Source organism: Clostridium sp. KNHs216 (assembly GCF_006714885.1).
Lineage (GTDB): Bacteria > Bacillota > Clostridia > Oscillospirales > Acutalibacteraceae > Caproiciproducens.
Map to the genome: position 1 here is coordinate 96,933 of NZ_VFMF01000001.1, position 17,270 is coordinate 114,202.

Below are 17,270 nucleotides of genomic sequence, written 5' to 3' on the forward strand. Positions count from 1 at the left end.
GGGTTTGATTCTATCGAGGCTGTCAGCTTGAGGTACTGGTCTGGAACAAAGATGCTTGGGAATTCATGTTGCTCAGATACTGTTCCAGACGGGTAAATTTCGCGTAATATTGCTCCTGCTGCGTTGCGAGAAGCGTTTTCAGCTCCTTGATTTTCGTGTTATAATCGGTTACCTCTTTTGTCAGGGTGCTGTTGTCTACCTTTGTACTGTTGTCCACACCGGCTTTTGCAATTAAGATGCCGTCGCCGCCGGTGGTTTTGATGTTTTTGTCGATGACGCTCTGCATCCGGGCCGCAATGCCGTCTTCGCTGGTAAACAGGGAGGCTACTTTGTCCGGATTGTTGTTTAAAGCGTTCTTCAAAGTGTCTTCATCGATTGTCAGCTGGCCGTTGGCGGAATAATCGTTGGCTTTGGTCGAGATACCGATCTCATAAAGAGCCGCTTTCATCGACGCGACCTGATCCGTCATGGAGCTGCGCAAATCGGTGCTGAGGTTGCTCAAAATGGAATCGCCGTTTAAGATTCCTTTTTTCGCCTTTGCTTCCCAGTTCTTGATTTCATCCTCGCTCATGTCCGCCTTCTGCGCGTCCGTCAGAGGATTATAGGTTTCGTCCGTATCCTTGCGCTCGCTGACCTTATCGTTACACAGCTTGATAATCGCATTGTAATCTTCTACAAAGCTTTTGATCTTGTCGTACAGATCATCCGTCTGGTTGTTGACGGAAAAAGTAATGGGTTTTTCTGCGGAAACGGTGGTGTCCGTTTTTGCCAGCAATTCAAAGTCGACGCCGTCCAGTGTGAACTTGTTTTCCGTTCTTGTGATTTCAATCGCGTTTGCCGGGTTGCCGTCAAAGCTGATCGTCATTTTGGCATCCTGTGGTTTTTGCAGAGTGTATTCACTGGTATTTTCAACGTAGTTTCCATTTTCGTCTTTTGTCGGCACAGTCCCGAAAAGCACAGTGGCAAGGTTGCCGTCTCCGACATTTGCAATGTCCACGCGGCTGCCGCTGCCGCCGTTCTTGGCGGCTACGCTGAACGTATCGTTGACACTGGAGTAAGTGATGGTTACGTTGGCCTGCGCGTCGTTATTGATGGTTTTCATAATCGTGTCAATGGTATCAGTGCTTTTAAAGGTGAATGTCTTATCGTTGATGGTAATACCGTAAGTACCGTCTGAAGATGCTTTCAAAGGAGTTTCAGCGTTCAGATTTTCCTGTACGTCTTCCAGGTCCTTGTTGGTGTTGAGACGGTTCGTTTCACCCGCGTAAATCCCCAGCGCTCCGGTTTTTCCCAAAACGCCGGACACGTCGCTCGATTCAATCGCAATCACAGAGGTACCGCTTGCCGCTTTAAAATTCAGGCTTTTTGTGGTGTCGTCATAAGAAACCTGAAATTTGTTGTTTCCGTCGGCATCTTTGCCATAGGAGGTCGTCAGGCTCTTTTGAATATAGGTGGCTAAATCGGCAGGCGTGGAATACTGACTCTTTTCGCTTTCCTTGAAAGTGATGTATTTGTCGACGCCGTCCAGACTGACCGTCAGGGTGGAACCGGAAAGGGAATCGCCCAGATAGCTGCTTACCAGCTTTTCACGGTTGTAGGTACCGGAGGCGGCGATGGAACCGTCCTCCTGCTTCAGGCCAAGGCCCTGCAGCAGGTTCTGACTTCCGCCTGTGATGATTAAATCCCCGGCTGAACTGCTGAAAGAAACGACCCCGTCAGTAATGTCCACGCTCAGCTTATCCTTTAAAGCGGAGTTGGAGCGGATCGCTTCCTCCAGAATGGCTTTCACAGACATGGTGCCGAGCGAATCGTCCGACGAGATGGACGTGTTGGAGGGGATACTGAGCGTATAGGTATTCTCCCCGATTTTGATATCCAGCGTGGAGCCTGCAGCCAGCGTGCTTTTAAAGAAGCTGTCCGTATCGGTATCGCCGCCCTCTATCGCGGTGCTGCCGGAGGTATCCTTCGATAAGCCAAGGCCTTTTAAAAGGCCGTCGCTTCCGCTTGTTATTTTAATATCCGCACTGGAAGAGCCTGTCTTCGTCAGGGTGACTTTTCCGTCTTCGTTAACGGTAAATTTTACGTTACCGGCAAGCTTGTCGGTTTTGGCGATCTTTGCGTTCAGAGCATCCGTAACCTTGCTGAGAGCGGCGCTATCGCCGCTTGTCAGCGTAAAATCACTGTCAAGGGCAAGCTGATAATCCTTACCGTCATAATTGACCGTAATGGAGGAGCCCGCAACCGTGCTCGGCCGCCAGACCTCGTTTACGGCGCCGGAAATCGTCTGATCCGACACCTTGTGTTTCGAAGCAAAACCGGCCTGCTGTGCGAGCTGTGTAATGCCGGTCACGACCATATTTTTAGCGGTGCTTGCGCTTCCGCTCACATTTAAAAAGGAAGATGTGTTCTTGATGGATGTTGAATTGAAAAAGGCCGAGTTCAGAATGCTGGAGCTGCTGGTGGCCGAAGAAAAATATTTCGATTGAAATTCCTGCAGGGCTGTAGTGACTTCCCTGTAGGACTGCTGTCTCCAAAGGGCAATCTGTTTTAATTGTCCCTGCTTGTCTATTTTGCTCTGCGTTCCCGACGTCAGCTGTTTGACCAGCGTGTCCGTATCCAGCCCGGATACCAAACCGCTCATACGCTTGGACGAAGTTGCCGTTGCATTCAGTGAAGATGCAAGACTCGATGACGCTGTACTGATCATAAATTTACCTCCTGACAGAAAATGCCTTCTACATCAACCTCTTTGTCTTATATATCGTATGAAAAGCCTAAAAAATTAGCAAAAGCATAAAAGATCATAAAATTATCTTTAAAGAACCACTTTCTTTTGACGATATATATTGTAATATGGTATGATATGGATGCATAGGTACAATTGATCCGAATTTGAAGATATAAAGGGGATGGTATAGAATATGACTTTTGTTCCGATTGACAAATTGAAGGCGGGAATGATCCTGGACAGAGATATTTATCTGTTTAACAGCATCACTTCAAAAATCATTATGTTGCGATGCGGGCAGATGTTAACACAGGCATATATTGAAAAACTGCATGAATTCGATATTCTTGGCGCTTATATTCATACCGATCAGGAGAAAGAACGAACGATCACCACGGCGCAGCCACATGCCAGGCAGCCGGTCAAAAGGGAACTGCGGCAGGAAGCCCTCAGCAATATCCATCAGGTATACGACATGTTCAACCAGGTAGCACAGAAAATTAACGTCAGCAGCATCAACCAGACGATGAATATTTCCAAAAAGCTTGTCAACTCATTAAGATGTAACGTAGAGGCTAAAATCAGTATTGCAAACCTGAAGATGTATGACGATTATACATATAACCATTCTTTGGGAGTCTCCATTCTTTCCATTGCCATTGGACTGGAGCTGGGACTGAAAACACAGGATCTGTATGACCTTGGTCTGTGCGCCCTTCTTCACGATATCGGAAAAATGGCGGTACCTATTTCCATTATTGCAAAGCCCTCCAAACTGACGGCGGAGGAGTTCAATATTGTCAAGCAGCACCCCGCCAAGGGAGCGGAATTTTTTTTAAAGCACCATCTGGCCAACAATGTCATCTGTGCCGGTGTGCTTACGCATCATGAAAAATATGACGGGACCGGTTATCCCAACGGCCTTTCCGGCGACGATATTCCTTTGTTCGGAAGGATTATCTCCGTGGCCGATGTTTATGATGCTTTAACCTCGTTCAGACCATACAGAAAGCCGTCGACCCCGGCGGAAGCGATTGAATATATCATGGGTTCCAGCGGCATCGCGTTCGACCTTGCCATTGTACGGGCGTTTCTGAACAAGGTCGCCCCTTATCCGATTGGCTCTTGCGTCAAGCTGAGCAACGGAGAACTTGCCATTATTGTCAAACAAAACGATTATAATCCGTCCAGACCGGTGATCCGTCTTTTCAATAAGCCGGATGTCCTGATGGATTTATGCATGCAGCGCGATGTACAGAATATTGTTGTTGAAAATATCTGTGATGTAAAAACGGCGGAAAATTATTAAACAAAAGCAGAGAGGGCATCAGACCATGGTCTGATGCCCTCTCTGTATCAGGAAAGCGGAATCGCTTAGTATTTCGGGAATGAAAAATCCTGTCCGACGGCCATATCCAGCACAGGCTGTGTATCGGCGGCTTCCGGAATGTCGCCGTCCGCATCGGCTTTAACGTGGAACTGGCCGACCAGCTTTTTCAGATTGCGTGCGTGGCCGGACATTTCTTCGCTTGCGGCAGCACTCTGTTCGGCGGTGGCGGAATTGGTCTGGACCACGGCGGAAATCTGATCCACACCCAGAGTGACCTGGCTGATTGCGGTCGCCTGTGCGTTGGAAGCCTCTGAAATGCTGGTGATCAGATTGGTGGATTTCAGGGTCGCCTGAATAACGTCGTTCAGGGTGGCCGCAGTGGCGTCCGTAATTTTCTTGCCTTTTTCGACTGCCAAAAGCGAATTTTCAATCAGGGCGGTGGTATCCTTGGCCGCATCCGCGCTCTTGCTCGCAAGATTGCGGACTTCGTCCGCGACAACGGCAAAGCCTTTGCCGGCTGCGCCGGCGCGGGCCGCTTCCACGGCGGCATTCAGAGCGAGGATATTGGTCTGGCGCGCAATATCGTCGATGGTTTTGATGATATTGCTGATCTTGGTGGACGACTCGCTGATCTCGCTCATCGCCTGCAGCATCTGGTTCATTTCGTGAGAAACACCCTGGATTTTATTTTCAGCTTCGGTAGAAGCCCTGTTCGCTTCCGCCGCGTTGGCGGCATTCTGCTTTACCTGCTCTGAAATTTCGGTGATGGAGGCCGACAGCTCCTGAATGGAACTGGCCTGTTCGGTAGCACCCTGCGCCAAAGCCTGAGCCGCACTTGCAACCTGTACGGAGCCGCTCGTGACCTGATCGGCGGAACGGTCGATTTGAACCATGTAGGTGTTCAGTTTGGAGGAAATATTTTCAAGCGCCGTCCTGATTTTTAGGAAATCACCCTGAAAATCACGGGAAATTTGAATGTCAAAATTGCCGTTTGCCATTTCGCCTAAAGCTTCCGTGATTTCATTGATGTTTTGTTTCAGCTCCGAGACGGTATCGGAAAATGCTATTGCAAGTTTGCCGGTTTCATTTTTTGACTGGTACTGGATGTCCACATTCAGATTTCCCTGGGCCATCTGTTCGGCGGCCTGTGTCAGCTCCGCAAGCGGGCGGCGGATTCTGGCCGAGGTAAGCTTGGCAACAAGGATTGATGTAAAGCAGGCTGCCACAATCAATACAATGGCCAATGGGAAAAGGGCGCTGGATTTCAGGTACAGATAAACTGCGGCCCCGCTGCAGACGATGGACAGCACCGTCACCGCAACAAATGAAAACATCAGTTTCCTAGAGATTTTTATATTATCCAATCGCATTTTTATAGTTCCCCTCTATGTATTTATTCTGCTTCTGTTTTTGCAGCGTTACTGACAATTTCAATTTCTTCCTCGTTCAGTATTTTACTGGTGTCCAGCAGCATGACGACTTTGTTGTCCACCTTCCCGATACCGGTCAGGTATGCCGTGGTACGATCCTTGGACATCCTTGGGGCGGGCGAAATATTCTCGTCGCCGATAGTTGTAACCTCATCGACGGAATCCACGATGAACCCTATATGGGTCTCTTCAATTTTCGTTACGATAATACAGGTGTGCTCGTCGTATTCCACTTCTTCTTTCTTAAATCTCAGGCGCACGTCTATCACAGGGATGATATCGCCGCGGAGATTGATGACTCCCTTGGCGTAGCTGGGGGAGTCGGGGATGGGTGTGATTTCCTGTTTGCCAATGATCTGGACCACGTCCGCGATCGGAACGCCGAACAGCTGGTGGTCGGTCCAGAAGGTCAGGTACTTGCCCTTCATTTCATTGGTTTCGATTTCCTCATCCGATAATGCCAGATTTTTTTCATTCTCCATTTTTTACCACCCTATCATCAATATAAAAATATGAGTATCTTATTTCGACTCGCCTTTTTCTTCGCGTGAGTTTTTGATTTGTTCCCTCTGCATTTCAAAAATAAACTTGCACAAAAGGTCAAACTGGCGGGTTGAATTATCCAGAAAAGAACAGCCGTACCCGTTCAGCGCATAATTCACAGGCTCGGTTCGCTGAACCTGACAGCAGAATGTGACCTCCATATCATACAGATCCAGCGTCATGATAAAGGACTGGCCAATATCGAGATATTCCCTTGTTGTGATAAATACGCCGCTCAGACTCAGATCCGTCACGGTTACGCCGAACAGCTTCGTTTCCTCCTCTTCAGGCGATGAATCCTCCTGAAGCAGGAAAGCCCGCGTCGGAATGCTGACTTTCAGGCGGAAAAAGCTTCTTCGTTCAAATTCGGCAAGGCTTTGCAGGTCCGTAATCGTCATCATTTCCGAGGTGGAGAGAAAAACCTTCCCAATCAGTACTTTGAAGCCCAGAGATTCATTGTAAATATTGATTTTCACAGGCATATTGCAGTGCAGGGTCGGCAAAATGTCAAAGCTGTTCTGAATTTTAACGGAGTCCTTACGGATTTCGCTGAGGATTCCGGTAGCAAGCAGTTCGTTGGTAAGAGTCTTGATTTCGCAGGGCGAGTGCTGATATTGTTCAGAAAGCGGATACATGGGAAGAACCTCCAAAACAAACGTATTCGGCAAAATTACTTAACAGGGAGTTGGACTTCCTCACCGTCTGAAAGGATTTTTTCAATATCCAGAAGCATGACCGCGTTTTCGTTCAGGGTGGCAATTCCCTTTACATAATGGTTTGCCGTGTCCCTTGCGAATCGGGGGGTCTCGCTGATCTGGTTTTTGGAAACGTTTGTGACGTCGTTTACGCTGTCAACGATGAATCCGACGCTCAGCTCGCCGGTTTCAGCCACGATGATGCTGGTGTGGTCGTCATACTCCTTCGGAGTCTTGTTGAACTTCAGCCTGATATCCACCAGCGGAACAATTTTTCCCCTCAGATTAATAACGCCGATGATAAAAGGCGGCAAATTGGGGATGAAGGTGACGGGCTGCATCCGGATGATCTCGACCACCTGACTGCTCGGAATTGAGAACAGTTGCCCTTCAATAAAGAAGGTAAGATATTTTTCCGTCGTCATATTCTCATTGGCCGAGGTCGTAATTCTATTTTTTACTGCTGTTTCTGCCATACTGTTTCACCTTTTCTACCGCTGCCGTTTCGGTAAGAGTTTTTGTGCTGCCAATCCCGGCATTATTTTGGCGGCACTCTAATCAGGTCACATAAAAAATCCTATAAATATATATCGGCTTAATTTTAAAATAATTAGTATTAAAGCTCGGAAAATATCTGTTTTTCCGTACTTTTTTCCGGCGCGGGTACGGGGCTGTTCTGCGAAGGAGCCGTCCCTTTTCCCGAGGCGTCGAAGGAGTAGTTTAAAAAGTACAGATAAATGTCGACGATGGCCTGATAGAGTGCGGGGGGGACTTCCGTTCCCGCTTCCAGCTGGGAAAGGAGGGAAGCGAGGGAGTCGTCGTGGTAAACCGGCACGCCGTTCTCCTGCGCAATGTCTATGATTTTCTGCGCCGCGTAGCCGGAACCGGAAGCGACGACAACCGGTGCGCTGTGCGGGGAATCCTGGGAATACCGCAGGGCGGCTGCGTGATTCGTCCGGTCATACTGTGACATCGATGACATTCTTCCTTTCGTAGATTCTTTTTAAAACCCGCTTTTCTATGCTTGGGCTGCCTTCCTGCAGAAACTCAACGCTCTGCGCGGACAGGCCGTTTTTAGAAAATATTTCGGAAATCCGGCTGCCGATTTTCCGGCTGTTTTTCATTAAAGCGGGCGGGCAGCGCATCTGGATGTCGGCTTTTCCGTTGGAAAGGACAATGGAAGCTTCAAAATTTCCCAGAGCCTTGATGTCGAACGACAGATAGAGCCGGACCGGCTTCGGTTCCCCGCGGCTTCTTTTTGAAGATTTTCCGCTGTCGTCGTCTTTTTCGATCCAGATTTCTGAAAACAGGAACTGACCGTTGTAATTCAGCGGCAGCAGAAGATGGGTGAAGGGCATATAAACGCTGTTGTCCAGCAGAAGAGACAGGACCGTGTCCTTGTAAACCGACTGGCTTGCGCCGGAAGGGCCTTGGCGCAGATTTTCGGAAAGGACCTTCATCAGCGAATCGTACAGCTGGTTTTCCGGCTTTTGGGCGGCGTTGGTGACACTCTTCAAAAACATGGCCCGGATTTGGCTCATTTTGTCATCGGGCAGATTGAGCTCGTATTTGCAGTAGTCGAGCAGTGCCGTAAGCTTCTCCACGACTTCCTGATGGGAGCTGGTATTCAGGCGGGCGGTGTGATGGACCAGAAGGGTAATGGTGTCCCTTGCCGCGCCGAAATCGTTGGTGGAAGCGACATACTTGCTCAAAAGGGGAAGAACTTTCTCCTTCAGCAGGCTGAGGTTCATGTCCAGGCTGTTGACAGGCTGCTCGGTCATTAACTGATCCGCCAGCTCCCGCAGCTGTTTGCCGTAGGCGCCGGGAATCTGAAGGGCGAGGGTGTCAAGGCTCTGGGCGATCGCCGATGTGGTTTCCGAAATTGAAAAATACCCGTCGAACGCCTTCAGAAAATCGGCCAGAGGCTTTTCCAGGCCGCTTTCCGGATATTCGTTCATCAGGTTTCGGAGAACGTCGAATACGGGCCCGGAAAATTTCGTATGATTGCTTCCCTGAAACATGAGGTTCTTCAACATGTCGTCCGGCTGCATTTTCATTGCGGCAGAGAGCTGTTTCATCAGCAGGGAAACCGGCCTGTTGTCATGGACGTTTTCCGAGCGGCTGAAGGTTTCAAATACGATTTTCTGCAGAGTCTGTGAAAGTGCGGGCGTTTCGCCCAGCTGCTGCAGAAATTTACTGAAAACGGAATTCCGGTTCAGCAGTAGATCAAAGTTGCTGTTCTGGTTGCCCTGCTTGTCGGTATTTGGCTGAAGCACCTTCGTAGGGTCGATGGGCACCATGGATTCCGGCTGTTTTGTCGATGAAATTTTCGGGAGGCTTTCATTTGTGGTAACGGGTGTGGTAATTCTTAGGTTATCGGGCATAAAATCACCTCGAAAATATAAATTGGCGTTAATTTTATAAAATTTGTTACGATATATATATTACAAAGTATTATTAGGCGGTGAAAATTAATGGACAACAATATGGAATCCATGCTGGAAGTATATTTATTTGAAGCAAACGACCTACTTGAGCACCTTGATGAAATTCTGATTAACTGCGAGAAAGCGAATGCTTTCGATACCGACAGCATCAATGAGATTTTCAGGATCATGCATACAATTAAAGGCTCTTCCGCAATGATGCAGTTCAACAGTCTGATGACGATTTCGCACAAGGCGGAAGATTTGTTTTACTATGTACGTGAAAACGGCATTGACGAAAAGCACAACGCGGAGCTTTTCGAGCTGATGTTCCGTTCCAGCGACTTTATCAAGGATGAAATATCCAAGGTGGAAAACAATGAGCCGCTCACAACAGATATCGGCACTTTTGAGCAGGAAATTAACGATTTTCTTAAAAAGATTTCTCAAAAAGAACCCGAACAGGCCAAAATTCAGCCTCAGGTTCCGGCCCCCGCACCGGTTCCCGAACAGCCTGCGGTTTTGTCCAAAGCCATCCCCGCAGAAGAAGCTTCCAAACAGATCCAGGCATCTGCCGCTCCCGCCCAGGCAGACCCTGATTATCCCTATTCCGTCAGAGTGTTTTTCGATGAAGAAACAGAGATGGAAAACCTTCGCGCAATCATTCTGGTGAATGCAATCAGGGATATTTATCAGGATATCCGGTATTTTCCGCAGGATATTGACAGGAATCCCGCCAGCGCCGAAGAAATCATCAGGAACGGCTTTTTGATTTCTTTTAAAGAGCAGCAGGGCCTGACAAGCGTGCTGAAAATTATAGAAAATTTTGTCTATACCAAAAATTATACCGTTTTGAATAAACCGGAAGATGCGTCAAAAGCAGAATCTGCTGAAAAAACCGCTTCGGGGAACAGCGCGGCCGGTCAGGAAACCCAGGGAACCAATCATGGCTCCGTTAAGCAGAATCTGATCAACGTCAATCTTTCCAAGCTGGACAACCTGATGGATTTGATGGGGGAAATCGTTATTACCGAGTCCATGGTGACAACGACTCCTTCCGCTCAGAGCGGCGCGGGTGTGGACAATAACTTTAACAAGGCGTCCCGCCAGCTGCGCAAGCTGACGGACGAGCTTCAGGAAATTGTAATGTCCATCCGGATGGTGCCGATTTCCGGCGTATTTCAGAAAATGAACCGTATCGTGCGCGATATGAGCAAAAAACTGGACAAGGATGTCCAGCTGGTCATGATCGGCGAGGATACCGAAGTGGATAAAACCATCATTGACAATATCGGCGATCCGATCATGCATCTGGTCCGCAACGCCATGGACCATGGGATCGAGACAAAGGAAGAACGCGCGCAGACGAACAAATCTCCCAGAGGGACCGTTACGCTCTCCGCTCAGAACACGGGCGGCGAGATCCTGATTTCGGTGCAGGATGACGGAAAGGGTATCGATAAGAAATACGTCCTGCAGAAAGCGAAAAGACAGGGGCTGCTGAAAAAGCCGGAAAAAGAGTATTCCACCCGGGAAATCTACAGCTTTCTGCTCATGCCCGGATTTTCCACCAACGACGTCGTGACGGAATATTCCGGCAGGGGCGTGGGAATGGACGTTGTAAAAAAGAATGTGGAGAAGGTCGGCGGAGACGTTTCCCTGATCAGCGAGGTCGGGAAGGGAACCAAAATTCTCTTTAAAATCCCGCTTACGCTGGCCATTGTGAACGGCATGAAAATCTCTGTCGGCGAGACGGTGTTTACGATTCCGATCAACAATATCCGCCAGTCGTTCAAGGTGGACCAGTCCAGCCTTCACTATGACACCGATATGAACGAGATCATCATGGTCCGCAACCAGTATTATCCGGTCCTGAGGCTGCACAAGCTTTTTGGGATTGAGAGTGAAATCACCGATATCGACAGCGGCATCGTTATTCTGGTGGAGACGCACGAAAAGGCGTACTGCATTTTTGCGGACGCTCTTTTGGGCGAACAGCAGGTGGTCGTCAAATCCCTGCCGATTTACCTTAACCAGTACAATGTAAAAGAAACCGGCATCACCGGATGCGCCATTCTGGGGGACGGCAGCATCAGCCTGATTCTGGATATCCTCAATCTTTACAACAATAACTGATGTTTCAGGGGAGATATGAAATTCGCGGAGGAAAACGATGATACGTTTGACCGATAAAGAGTTCAACGATATCGTAGCTTACATAAAAGGCAATTACGGGATCAATCTTACCAACAAGAGACAGCTGATAGAATCGCGGATGCAGTCCATTCTGCTCGGAAAGGGAATTGATAATTTTTCGGACTATTTCGATTTGATAAAGCAGAATAAATCCGACGAAATTACCGCAATGCTGAATAAGCTTACGACGAACCATACTTATTTTTACAGAGAACCCGCACATTTCAATTTTTTAAAGAATACCATCCTGCCGATGCAAGAAAAGACGAACGCCCGCAGGGACATCCGCATTTGGAGCGCCGGGTGCTCGTCGGGGGAAGAAGCATATACCGCCATCATGACGATGATGGATTATTTTGGGCTGAAAAGGGCCGGCTGGGATTTCCGGATTCTCGCGACGGACATCTCCCTGAAAGCCATGGAAGCGGCGAAACACGGACTGTACGGAACGGAATCCCTGAAGGATATTCCAAAGACATGGGAACAAAGGTATTTTATCAAACGGGGCGAAAATCTTTTTGAATTGAAGGAAGAAGTCAGAAATCAGGTCTTTTTTAAACGGCTGAATTTGATGGAACCGTTTTCGTTCCAGCAGCCGTTTGATTTGATTTTTTGCAGAAATGTCATGATCTATTTTGACCAGCCGACCAAAAATGCGCTGATTAACAAGTTTTACGACGTGTTGAAGCCGGGCGGCTATCTTTTTATCGGACATTCCGAGACTGTGCAGAGAGATACCTCGAAATTTTTATATATTGAACCGTCAGTTTATCAGAAAGGATCAGTATCAATATGCCGATGAATCGAAGAATCCGGGTCCTCATTGTAGACGATTCTCTCTTTTTCAGAACAGCGCTGCAGAAAGCGCTGCTGAGCGACGCGAATATTGAAATCATCGGGAGCGCATCCAATGTGGCCGAGGCGGAGAAAAAAATCATGGACCTGTCTCCGGACGTCGTGACCATGGATGTGGAAATGCCGGATATGAAGGGGACGGATTTTCTGAAAAAACTGATTCCCGTCCATCCGGTTCCGGTGGTTCTGGTCAGTTCGCTCGATATTGGAATTTTTGAGGCTTTAAGTGCGGGAGCGGTTGATTTTGTGTTAAAGCCGAACCTGCGCGACAGCAACGACTTTTCTATTTTCTGTCAGGAGCTGTGCGTCAAAATCAAAATCGCTTCTTCCGCAAAGGTGAAACATACACCCTCCCTTGCGTCGATCGCTTCCCTCCCGCTCGTTCTGTCAGGCAAGGACCCGGCGGAACATATTATCGCCATCGGAGCCTCCACGGGCGGCACAGAGGCTACCGCCGAAATTCTGCAGCAGCTTCCCGCCGATATACCGGCGATTCTGGTGGTGCAGCATATGCCGGCGGGTTTTACCAAAATGTATGCGGACCGGCTGAACAAAATCTGCAAATTTACGGTCAAGGAAGCAAGTGACGGGGACCGGGTCGTACAGGGTCAGGCGCTGATTGCCGCCGGGGACAGGCATATGACCCTGGAGAAGGATTTTAAGGGCTATTATGTAAAGTGCGCCGCGGGGGAAAAAGTCAGCGGCCACTGCCCGTCGGTGGACGTCCTGTTCCGCTCGGTGGCCCGAACGGCCGGTAAGGATGCCATGGGCATTATCCTGACCGGTATGGGCAAGGACGGGGCAAACGGGCTTTTGGAAATGCGGCAGAAGGGCTCCTATACCATTGGACAGGATAAACAATCCTCCGTTGTCTACGGAATGCCGATGGTGGCGTTTGAGATCGGCGCGGTTGAAAAACAGGCGCCTTGTTCCTCTATTGCCAGGCTGATCATCCAAAAATTGAATAAATAATATTTATAATGAAAATATTTGTCTAAATTGATTAAATTTTACGAAATATTGTCGATATAGAATAGGGAAAAGCATTCTTTGATTGTGGTTGTGTGTGAGAATGCGTTACTTTTCGTGCTTGAGCTGTAGCGAAAAGCACTCCAGAAAAAGCACTTCAGAAGGGTACGTGGTATTAAGTGAAAAAAGAAAGAAAAAAGAAGATCAAGGTAAGAAAGAAAACCAGCCTGAAAAGAACTCTTCTTCTCGGGATGGTAGGTCTGGCGGTTGCAATCAGCATCGTTTGCGGGACGACAAGCGCCTTTTTGCTTTATTCCAATTCCAGCAGCAATATGGTTTCTCTGATCAATACCAATTCGGTTGCTTATAATCAGGCTGTGCAGCAGGCGATCAATATGTATAAGCTAAGGGCGGAATCCATTGCCGGCAATCAGCAGATTACGGATGAAACGCTGCCTGTTTCCTCCAGAAAGGCAGTGCTGCAGATGCTCTGCCAGCGCTACAATTTTATAGAAGTCGGTCTTGCAGATTCCAGCGGAAGAACGCTGGACGGCACCGATATCAGTGACAGCGACTATTTTCAGACGGCACAAACAGTAGGAACGACCTATGTTTCCAGCCCTGTGGTCAGAAAGACCGATTCCACCGTGGTGCTGTATGTCGCGGCCAAGGTAAACAACGGAAGCGATTATGGCGGCGTTGTTTACGCGGCTTTAAGCAGCGATACTTTCAGCCAGATGCTCGACAATATTTCCGTCGGTAAATCCGGATATGGGTTTATTGTTGATAAATCGGGTACGATCGTTGCCCATAAGGACAGAAAAAATGTTCTTGAATTTGTTAATTATATCAACAAGGCGAAAGAAGACAGTTCCTACGCGGGTGCCGCGTCCGTCGTAAAGAATATGACTTCAGGAAAAACGGGAAGCGCAACCATTACGTTAAACGGCACCAAGCAGTTGATAGGGTATGCTCCGATCAGCGGTACAGACGGCTGGTCCATGGCGGTCAGCGCGAATTCCAATGAGATGATGAGCGGATGCTATACCGCGGTAGCCATCACCGTCGGCTTAATGCTTCTTTTCATTCTGCTGTCTATTTTGGTTGCCTTCAGAATCGCCGGACCCATCGCCAAGCCGGTCGAAAGCCTTGTACAGCGTATCGAGAAACTGTCGGAAGGCGATCTCCACTCCGAAGTGCCTGTGATCCAAAGCAGGAATGAAATCGGCACTCTGGCAGAGACCTTTTCCAGTACGATCGATACACTGACCAGCTACATAGGGGAGATTGCCGTCGTTCTGGACAGCCTGTCCATGGGCGACTGTACGATTGAAGTAACAGAGGACTATAAGGGCGATTTTGTATCGATCAAAACGTCCCTGAACACCATTATCGACAATCTGAACAATGTCTTTTCCGGTATCAACGGATCAGCAGATCAGGTGGCGAACGGTGCAGGCCAGGTTTCCTCCGCCTCACAGGCGCTTTCACAGGGCGCTACGGAGCAGGCGAGCTCCATTGAGCAGCTTTCGGCTTCCATTACGGAAATTGCGGACGAGGTCAATAAGAATGCCAGCAATTCCCGTTTGGCGAGTCAGCTGTCGTTGGAAGCGTCCAGCGAAGTAGAGGTCGGGAACGAGCATATGCAGCAGATGGTGGAAGCTATGGCGCAGATCAGTGGAACTTCCCAGGAGATCGGCAAAATTATTAAGACGATTGAGGATATCGCTTTCCAGACCAATATTCTCGCGCTCAACGCCGCGGTGGAAGCGGCACGTGCCGGCGCGGCGGGGAAAGGCTTTGCCGTTGTCGCGGATGAGGTCCGCAATCTTGCGAGCAAGAGCGCGGAAGCTGCGAAAAACACCACGGACCTGATTGAAAGCTCGATCAGAGCGGTAGAAAACGGTACAAAGATCGCGGATGAGACCGCCAAGTCTCTCAATAAAATTATTGAAAGCACGAGAAAGACCACGGACCTGATCGGGGAGATTTCAAAGTCCTCGGATGGTCAGGCTTCTTCCATCAATCAGGTCACGATGGGAGTCGATCAGATTTCCGCCGTTGTGCAGACCAACTCCGCCACTGCGGAGGAAAGCGCGGCGACCAGCGAGGAACTGAGCGCACAGGCGCAGCAGCTCAAAGAATCCCTCGCGTTCCTGAAGCTGAGGGATACCGCTGACAGCGTCCCGGACGAAATGGGAGGCACGGCTTCCTCGTTTGATGCCGGGTCCGTTTCCGAAAGCGGTCAGAGCAGTAAGTATTAAATTCCAATATTATAAAATCCCTGCAGCCGGTTCAAGCTCGGCTGCAGGGATTTTTTCATGGAGTCAGAGTTCTTTTGTCCAGTATTTTCGGTCAAGGCTGCGGTACTGTACCGCTTCGGCGACATGCCGCGGCTCGATTTCTTCGCTTTGATCCAGGTCCGCAATCGTGCGGGAAACCTTCAGAATCCGGTCATAGGCCCTTGCCGAAAGCCCGAGCTTTTCAAACGCTTTTTTCAGCAGCTCCCGTCCCGGCTCGCTCAGCCGGCATACCTCCTGGAGCATATCCGGCGTGATTCTCGCGTTGCAGGTAACGGGCGTGCCTTTGAAACGCTCATTTTGCAGCTTTCTGGCGCTGTTTACGCGCTCTTTAATCATCGCGGAGCTTTCGGCTTTTTCCTGAGAACTGATTTCGTCAAACTCCACCGGCGGGACCTCTATGTGCAGGTCCAGCCTGTCCAGCAGCGGGCCGGAAACTCTGGAAAGATAGCGGGAGACCGCGCCGGAGGAACAGGTGCACGGCTTGGTCGGGTGCCCGAAGTAACCGCAGGGGCACGGATTCATGGCGGCTACCAGCATCACGGCGCTGGGGTAGGAGATGGTTCCGTTGACGCGGGAAATCGTCACTTTGCCGTCCTCAATCGGCTGGCGCAGGACCTCCATTGCTCCTCGGGAAAATTCAGGCAGCTCGTCCAGAAACAGCACCCCGTTGTGCGCCAGGGAAATTTCTCCGGGGTGAGGAACATTTCCGCCGCCGGACAGACCCGCGGGCGATACTGTGTGGTGGGGCGAACGGAACGGGCGGGAGGTGATCAGGGGAATTCCGTCCGGAAGGGTACCCGCAATGGAGTGGATTTTGGTGGTTTCAATGGTTTCTTCAAACGTCATGTCGGGGAGAATGGATGGAATCCGTTTCGCGAGCATGCTCTTGCCGGAGCCAGGAGGACCGATCAGAAGAACGTTATGTCCGCCCGCCGCGGCAATTTCCAGCGCGCGCTTCGCCTCGTTCTGCCCCCGCACCTCTGAAAAGTCCGGTAAAGGAGGCTGATTTTGCCGCGATGCCGGTACCTCCGAGGCGGGGAGAATTTCTTCCCCTCCGGCAAAATGCTTCATCAGCGTCGGCAGGTCCCTGACAGGGTAAACGGAGATTCCCTCCACGACCACGCCTTCGGCGGAATTCGCTTCCGGCACATAGAGCTTTTGAAACCCCGCCTCCTTTGCCCTGATCGCCATGGGAAGTACGCCTTTTACGGGCCGCACCTCTCCCGTAAGCGACAGCTCGCCGATAAACACGCTGTCCTCCACTCCGGCGTCAAGCTGGCCGCTTGCCTTCATCAGCGCGACAAAGAGGGGCAGGTCGTAAATCGGTCCCTCCTTGCGCTTGTCGGCTGGACCAAGATTTACTGTTATTTTATGTACGGGAAATTGAAACCCGCAGTTTTTCATTGCGGAGCGCACTCTGTCCCGGGATTCTCTCACTGACGCATCCGGCAGTCCGACCACGTCAAAACCGGGCAGGCCGACACTGATGTCGGCTTCGACAGCCACGGTAAAGGAATCCAGACCATACAGCCCCATGCTGTAGGAACGTGATACCATCCCCATTCCTCCCTTTATTCTTTTAAAATGATTATACTCCTGTCGAATTCTGTTGGCAATTCCTGACTTGGAATAAAATGGCCGCTTTACAGAATCCGTTCCTCGGTATATAATAATATCAAACGTTTGTTCTATAAAACTGTCGACAAAGTAGACTGCAAAATCTGGGATCATCTTGGTTCCTGCGTTAACTGCGCCTTGACATGATTTTCAGGCGCATGACAGGTTTTTCGATACT

13 protein-coding genes are annotated in these 17,270 nt (G+C 49.5%); 5 read left to right on the forward strand and 8 right to left on the reverse strand.

Features of this window, described 5'->3' with window-relative positions; translation table 11 throughout:
- Positions 1-22 precede the first annotated feature (22 nt).
- Positions 23-2,707 carry a flagellar filament capping protein FliD gene (gene fliD, locus LY85_RS00485; protein WP_141825060.1) on the reverse strand — a complete coding sequence of 895 codons (2,685 nt, stop codon included), beginning with the start codon at positions 2,705-2,707 and terminating at the stop codon, positions 23-25.
- 214 nt (positions 2,708-2,921) lie between these two features.
- Here fliD and LY85_RS00490 point away from each other — a divergent pair, with 214 nt between their 5' ends.
- On the forward strand, positions 2,922-4,037 hold the full coding sequence (locus tag LY85_RS00490) for an HD-GYP domain-containing protein (protein ID WP_038323842.1): 1,116 nt from the start codon (positions 2,922-2,924) through the stop codon (positions 4,035-4,037).
- A 65-nt stretch (positions 4,038-4,102) separates the two neighbouring features.
- Here LY85_RS00490 and LY85_RS00495 read toward each other — a convergent pair whose 3' ends face one another.
- The 6 genes from LY85_RS00495 to LY85_RS00520 form a co-directional block, all read right to left on the reverse strand.
- Positions 4,103-5,392, reverse strand: coding sequence for a methyl-accepting chemotaxis protein (locus tag LY85_RS00495; RefSeq protein WP_185741055.1), 1,290 nt, complete (start codon positions 5,390-5,392; stop codon positions 4,103-4,105).
- A gap of 59 nt (positions 5,393-5,451) precedes the next feature.
- The gene (locus tag LY85_RS00500; protein ID WP_141825062.1) at positions 5,452-5,970 is read right to left on the reverse strand and encodes a chemotaxis protein CheW; all 519 of its coding nucleotides are present in this window, start codon (positions 5,968-5,970) and stop codon (positions 5,452-5,454) included.
- A 39-nt stretch (positions 5,971-6,009) separates the two neighbouring features.
- Entirely contained in the window at positions 6,010-6,666 is a 657-nt protein-coding gene (locus LY85_RS00505) for a PilZ domain-containing protein (protein WP_141825063.1), read from the reverse strand.
- Between the two features lie 35 nt (positions 6,667-6,701).
- Positions 6,702-7,202, reverse strand: coding sequence for a chemotaxis protein CheW (locus tag LY85_RS00510; RefSeq protein WP_141825064.1), 501 nt, complete (start codon positions 7,200-7,202; stop codon positions 6,702-6,704).
- Positions 7,203-7,342: 140 nt separating this feature from the next.
- Positions 7,343-7,699, reverse strand: coding sequence for an EscU/YscU/HrcU family type III secretion system export apparatus switch protein (locus tag LY85_RS00515; protein ID WP_141825065.1), 357 nt, complete (start codon positions 7,697-7,699; stop codon positions 7,343-7,345).
- Positions 7,686-9,110: a hypothetical protein gene (locus LY85_RS00520; protein ID WP_141825066.1), complete on the reverse strand. Its 1,425-nt coding sequence runs from the start codon at positions 9,108-9,110 to the stop codon at positions 7,686-7,688. The genes LY85_RS00515 and LY85_RS00520 overlap by 14 nt, the downstream gene beginning before the upstream one ends.
- Before the next feature lie 90 nt (positions 9,111-9,200).
- Between LY85_RS00520 and LY85_RS00525 the strand changes: the two genes are divergently transcribed.
- The 4 genes from LY85_RS00525 (at position 9,201) to LY85_RS00540 (ending at position 15,436) form a co-directional block, all read left to right on the forward strand.
- Positions 9,201-11,288, forward strand: coding sequence for a chemotaxis protein CheA (locus LY85_RS00525; protein WP_185741056.1), 2,088 nt, complete (start codon positions 9,201-9,203; stop codon positions 11,286-11,288).
- 37 nt (positions 11,289-11,325) lie between these two features.
- Positions 11,326-12,150, forward strand: a complete 825-nt coding sequence (locus LY85_RS00530) for a protein-glutamate O-methyltransferase CheR (protein WP_038323849.1) — start codon at positions 11,326-11,328, stop codon at positions 12,148-12,150.
- Positions 12,141-13,175 carry a chemotaxis response regulator protein-glutamate methylesterase gene (locus LY85_RS00535; RefSeq protein ID WP_141825067.1) on the forward strand — a complete coding sequence of 345 codons (1,035 nt, stop codon included), beginning with the start codon at positions 12,141-12,143 and terminating at the stop codon, positions 13,173-13,175. The genes LY85_RS00530 and LY85_RS00535 overlap by 10 nt, the downstream gene beginning before the upstream one ends.
- Before the next feature lie 176 nt (positions 13,176-13,351).
- The gene (locus tag LY85_RS00540; protein ID WP_141825068.1) at positions 13,352-15,436 is read left to right on the forward strand and encodes a methyl-accepting chemotaxis protein; all 2,085 of its coding nucleotides are present in this window, start codon (positions 13,352-13,354) and stop codon (positions 15,434-15,436) included.
- 63 nt (positions 15,437-15,499) lie between these two features.
- Here the strand turns inward: LY85_RS00540 and LY85_RS00545 are convergent, their stop codons facing one another.
- Entirely contained in the window at positions 15,500-17,032 is a 1,533-nt protein-coding gene (locus tag LY85_RS00545; protein ID WP_141825069.1) for a YifB family Mg chelatase-like AAA ATPase, read from the reverse strand.
- Positions 17,033-17,270 lie beyond the last annotated feature (238 nt).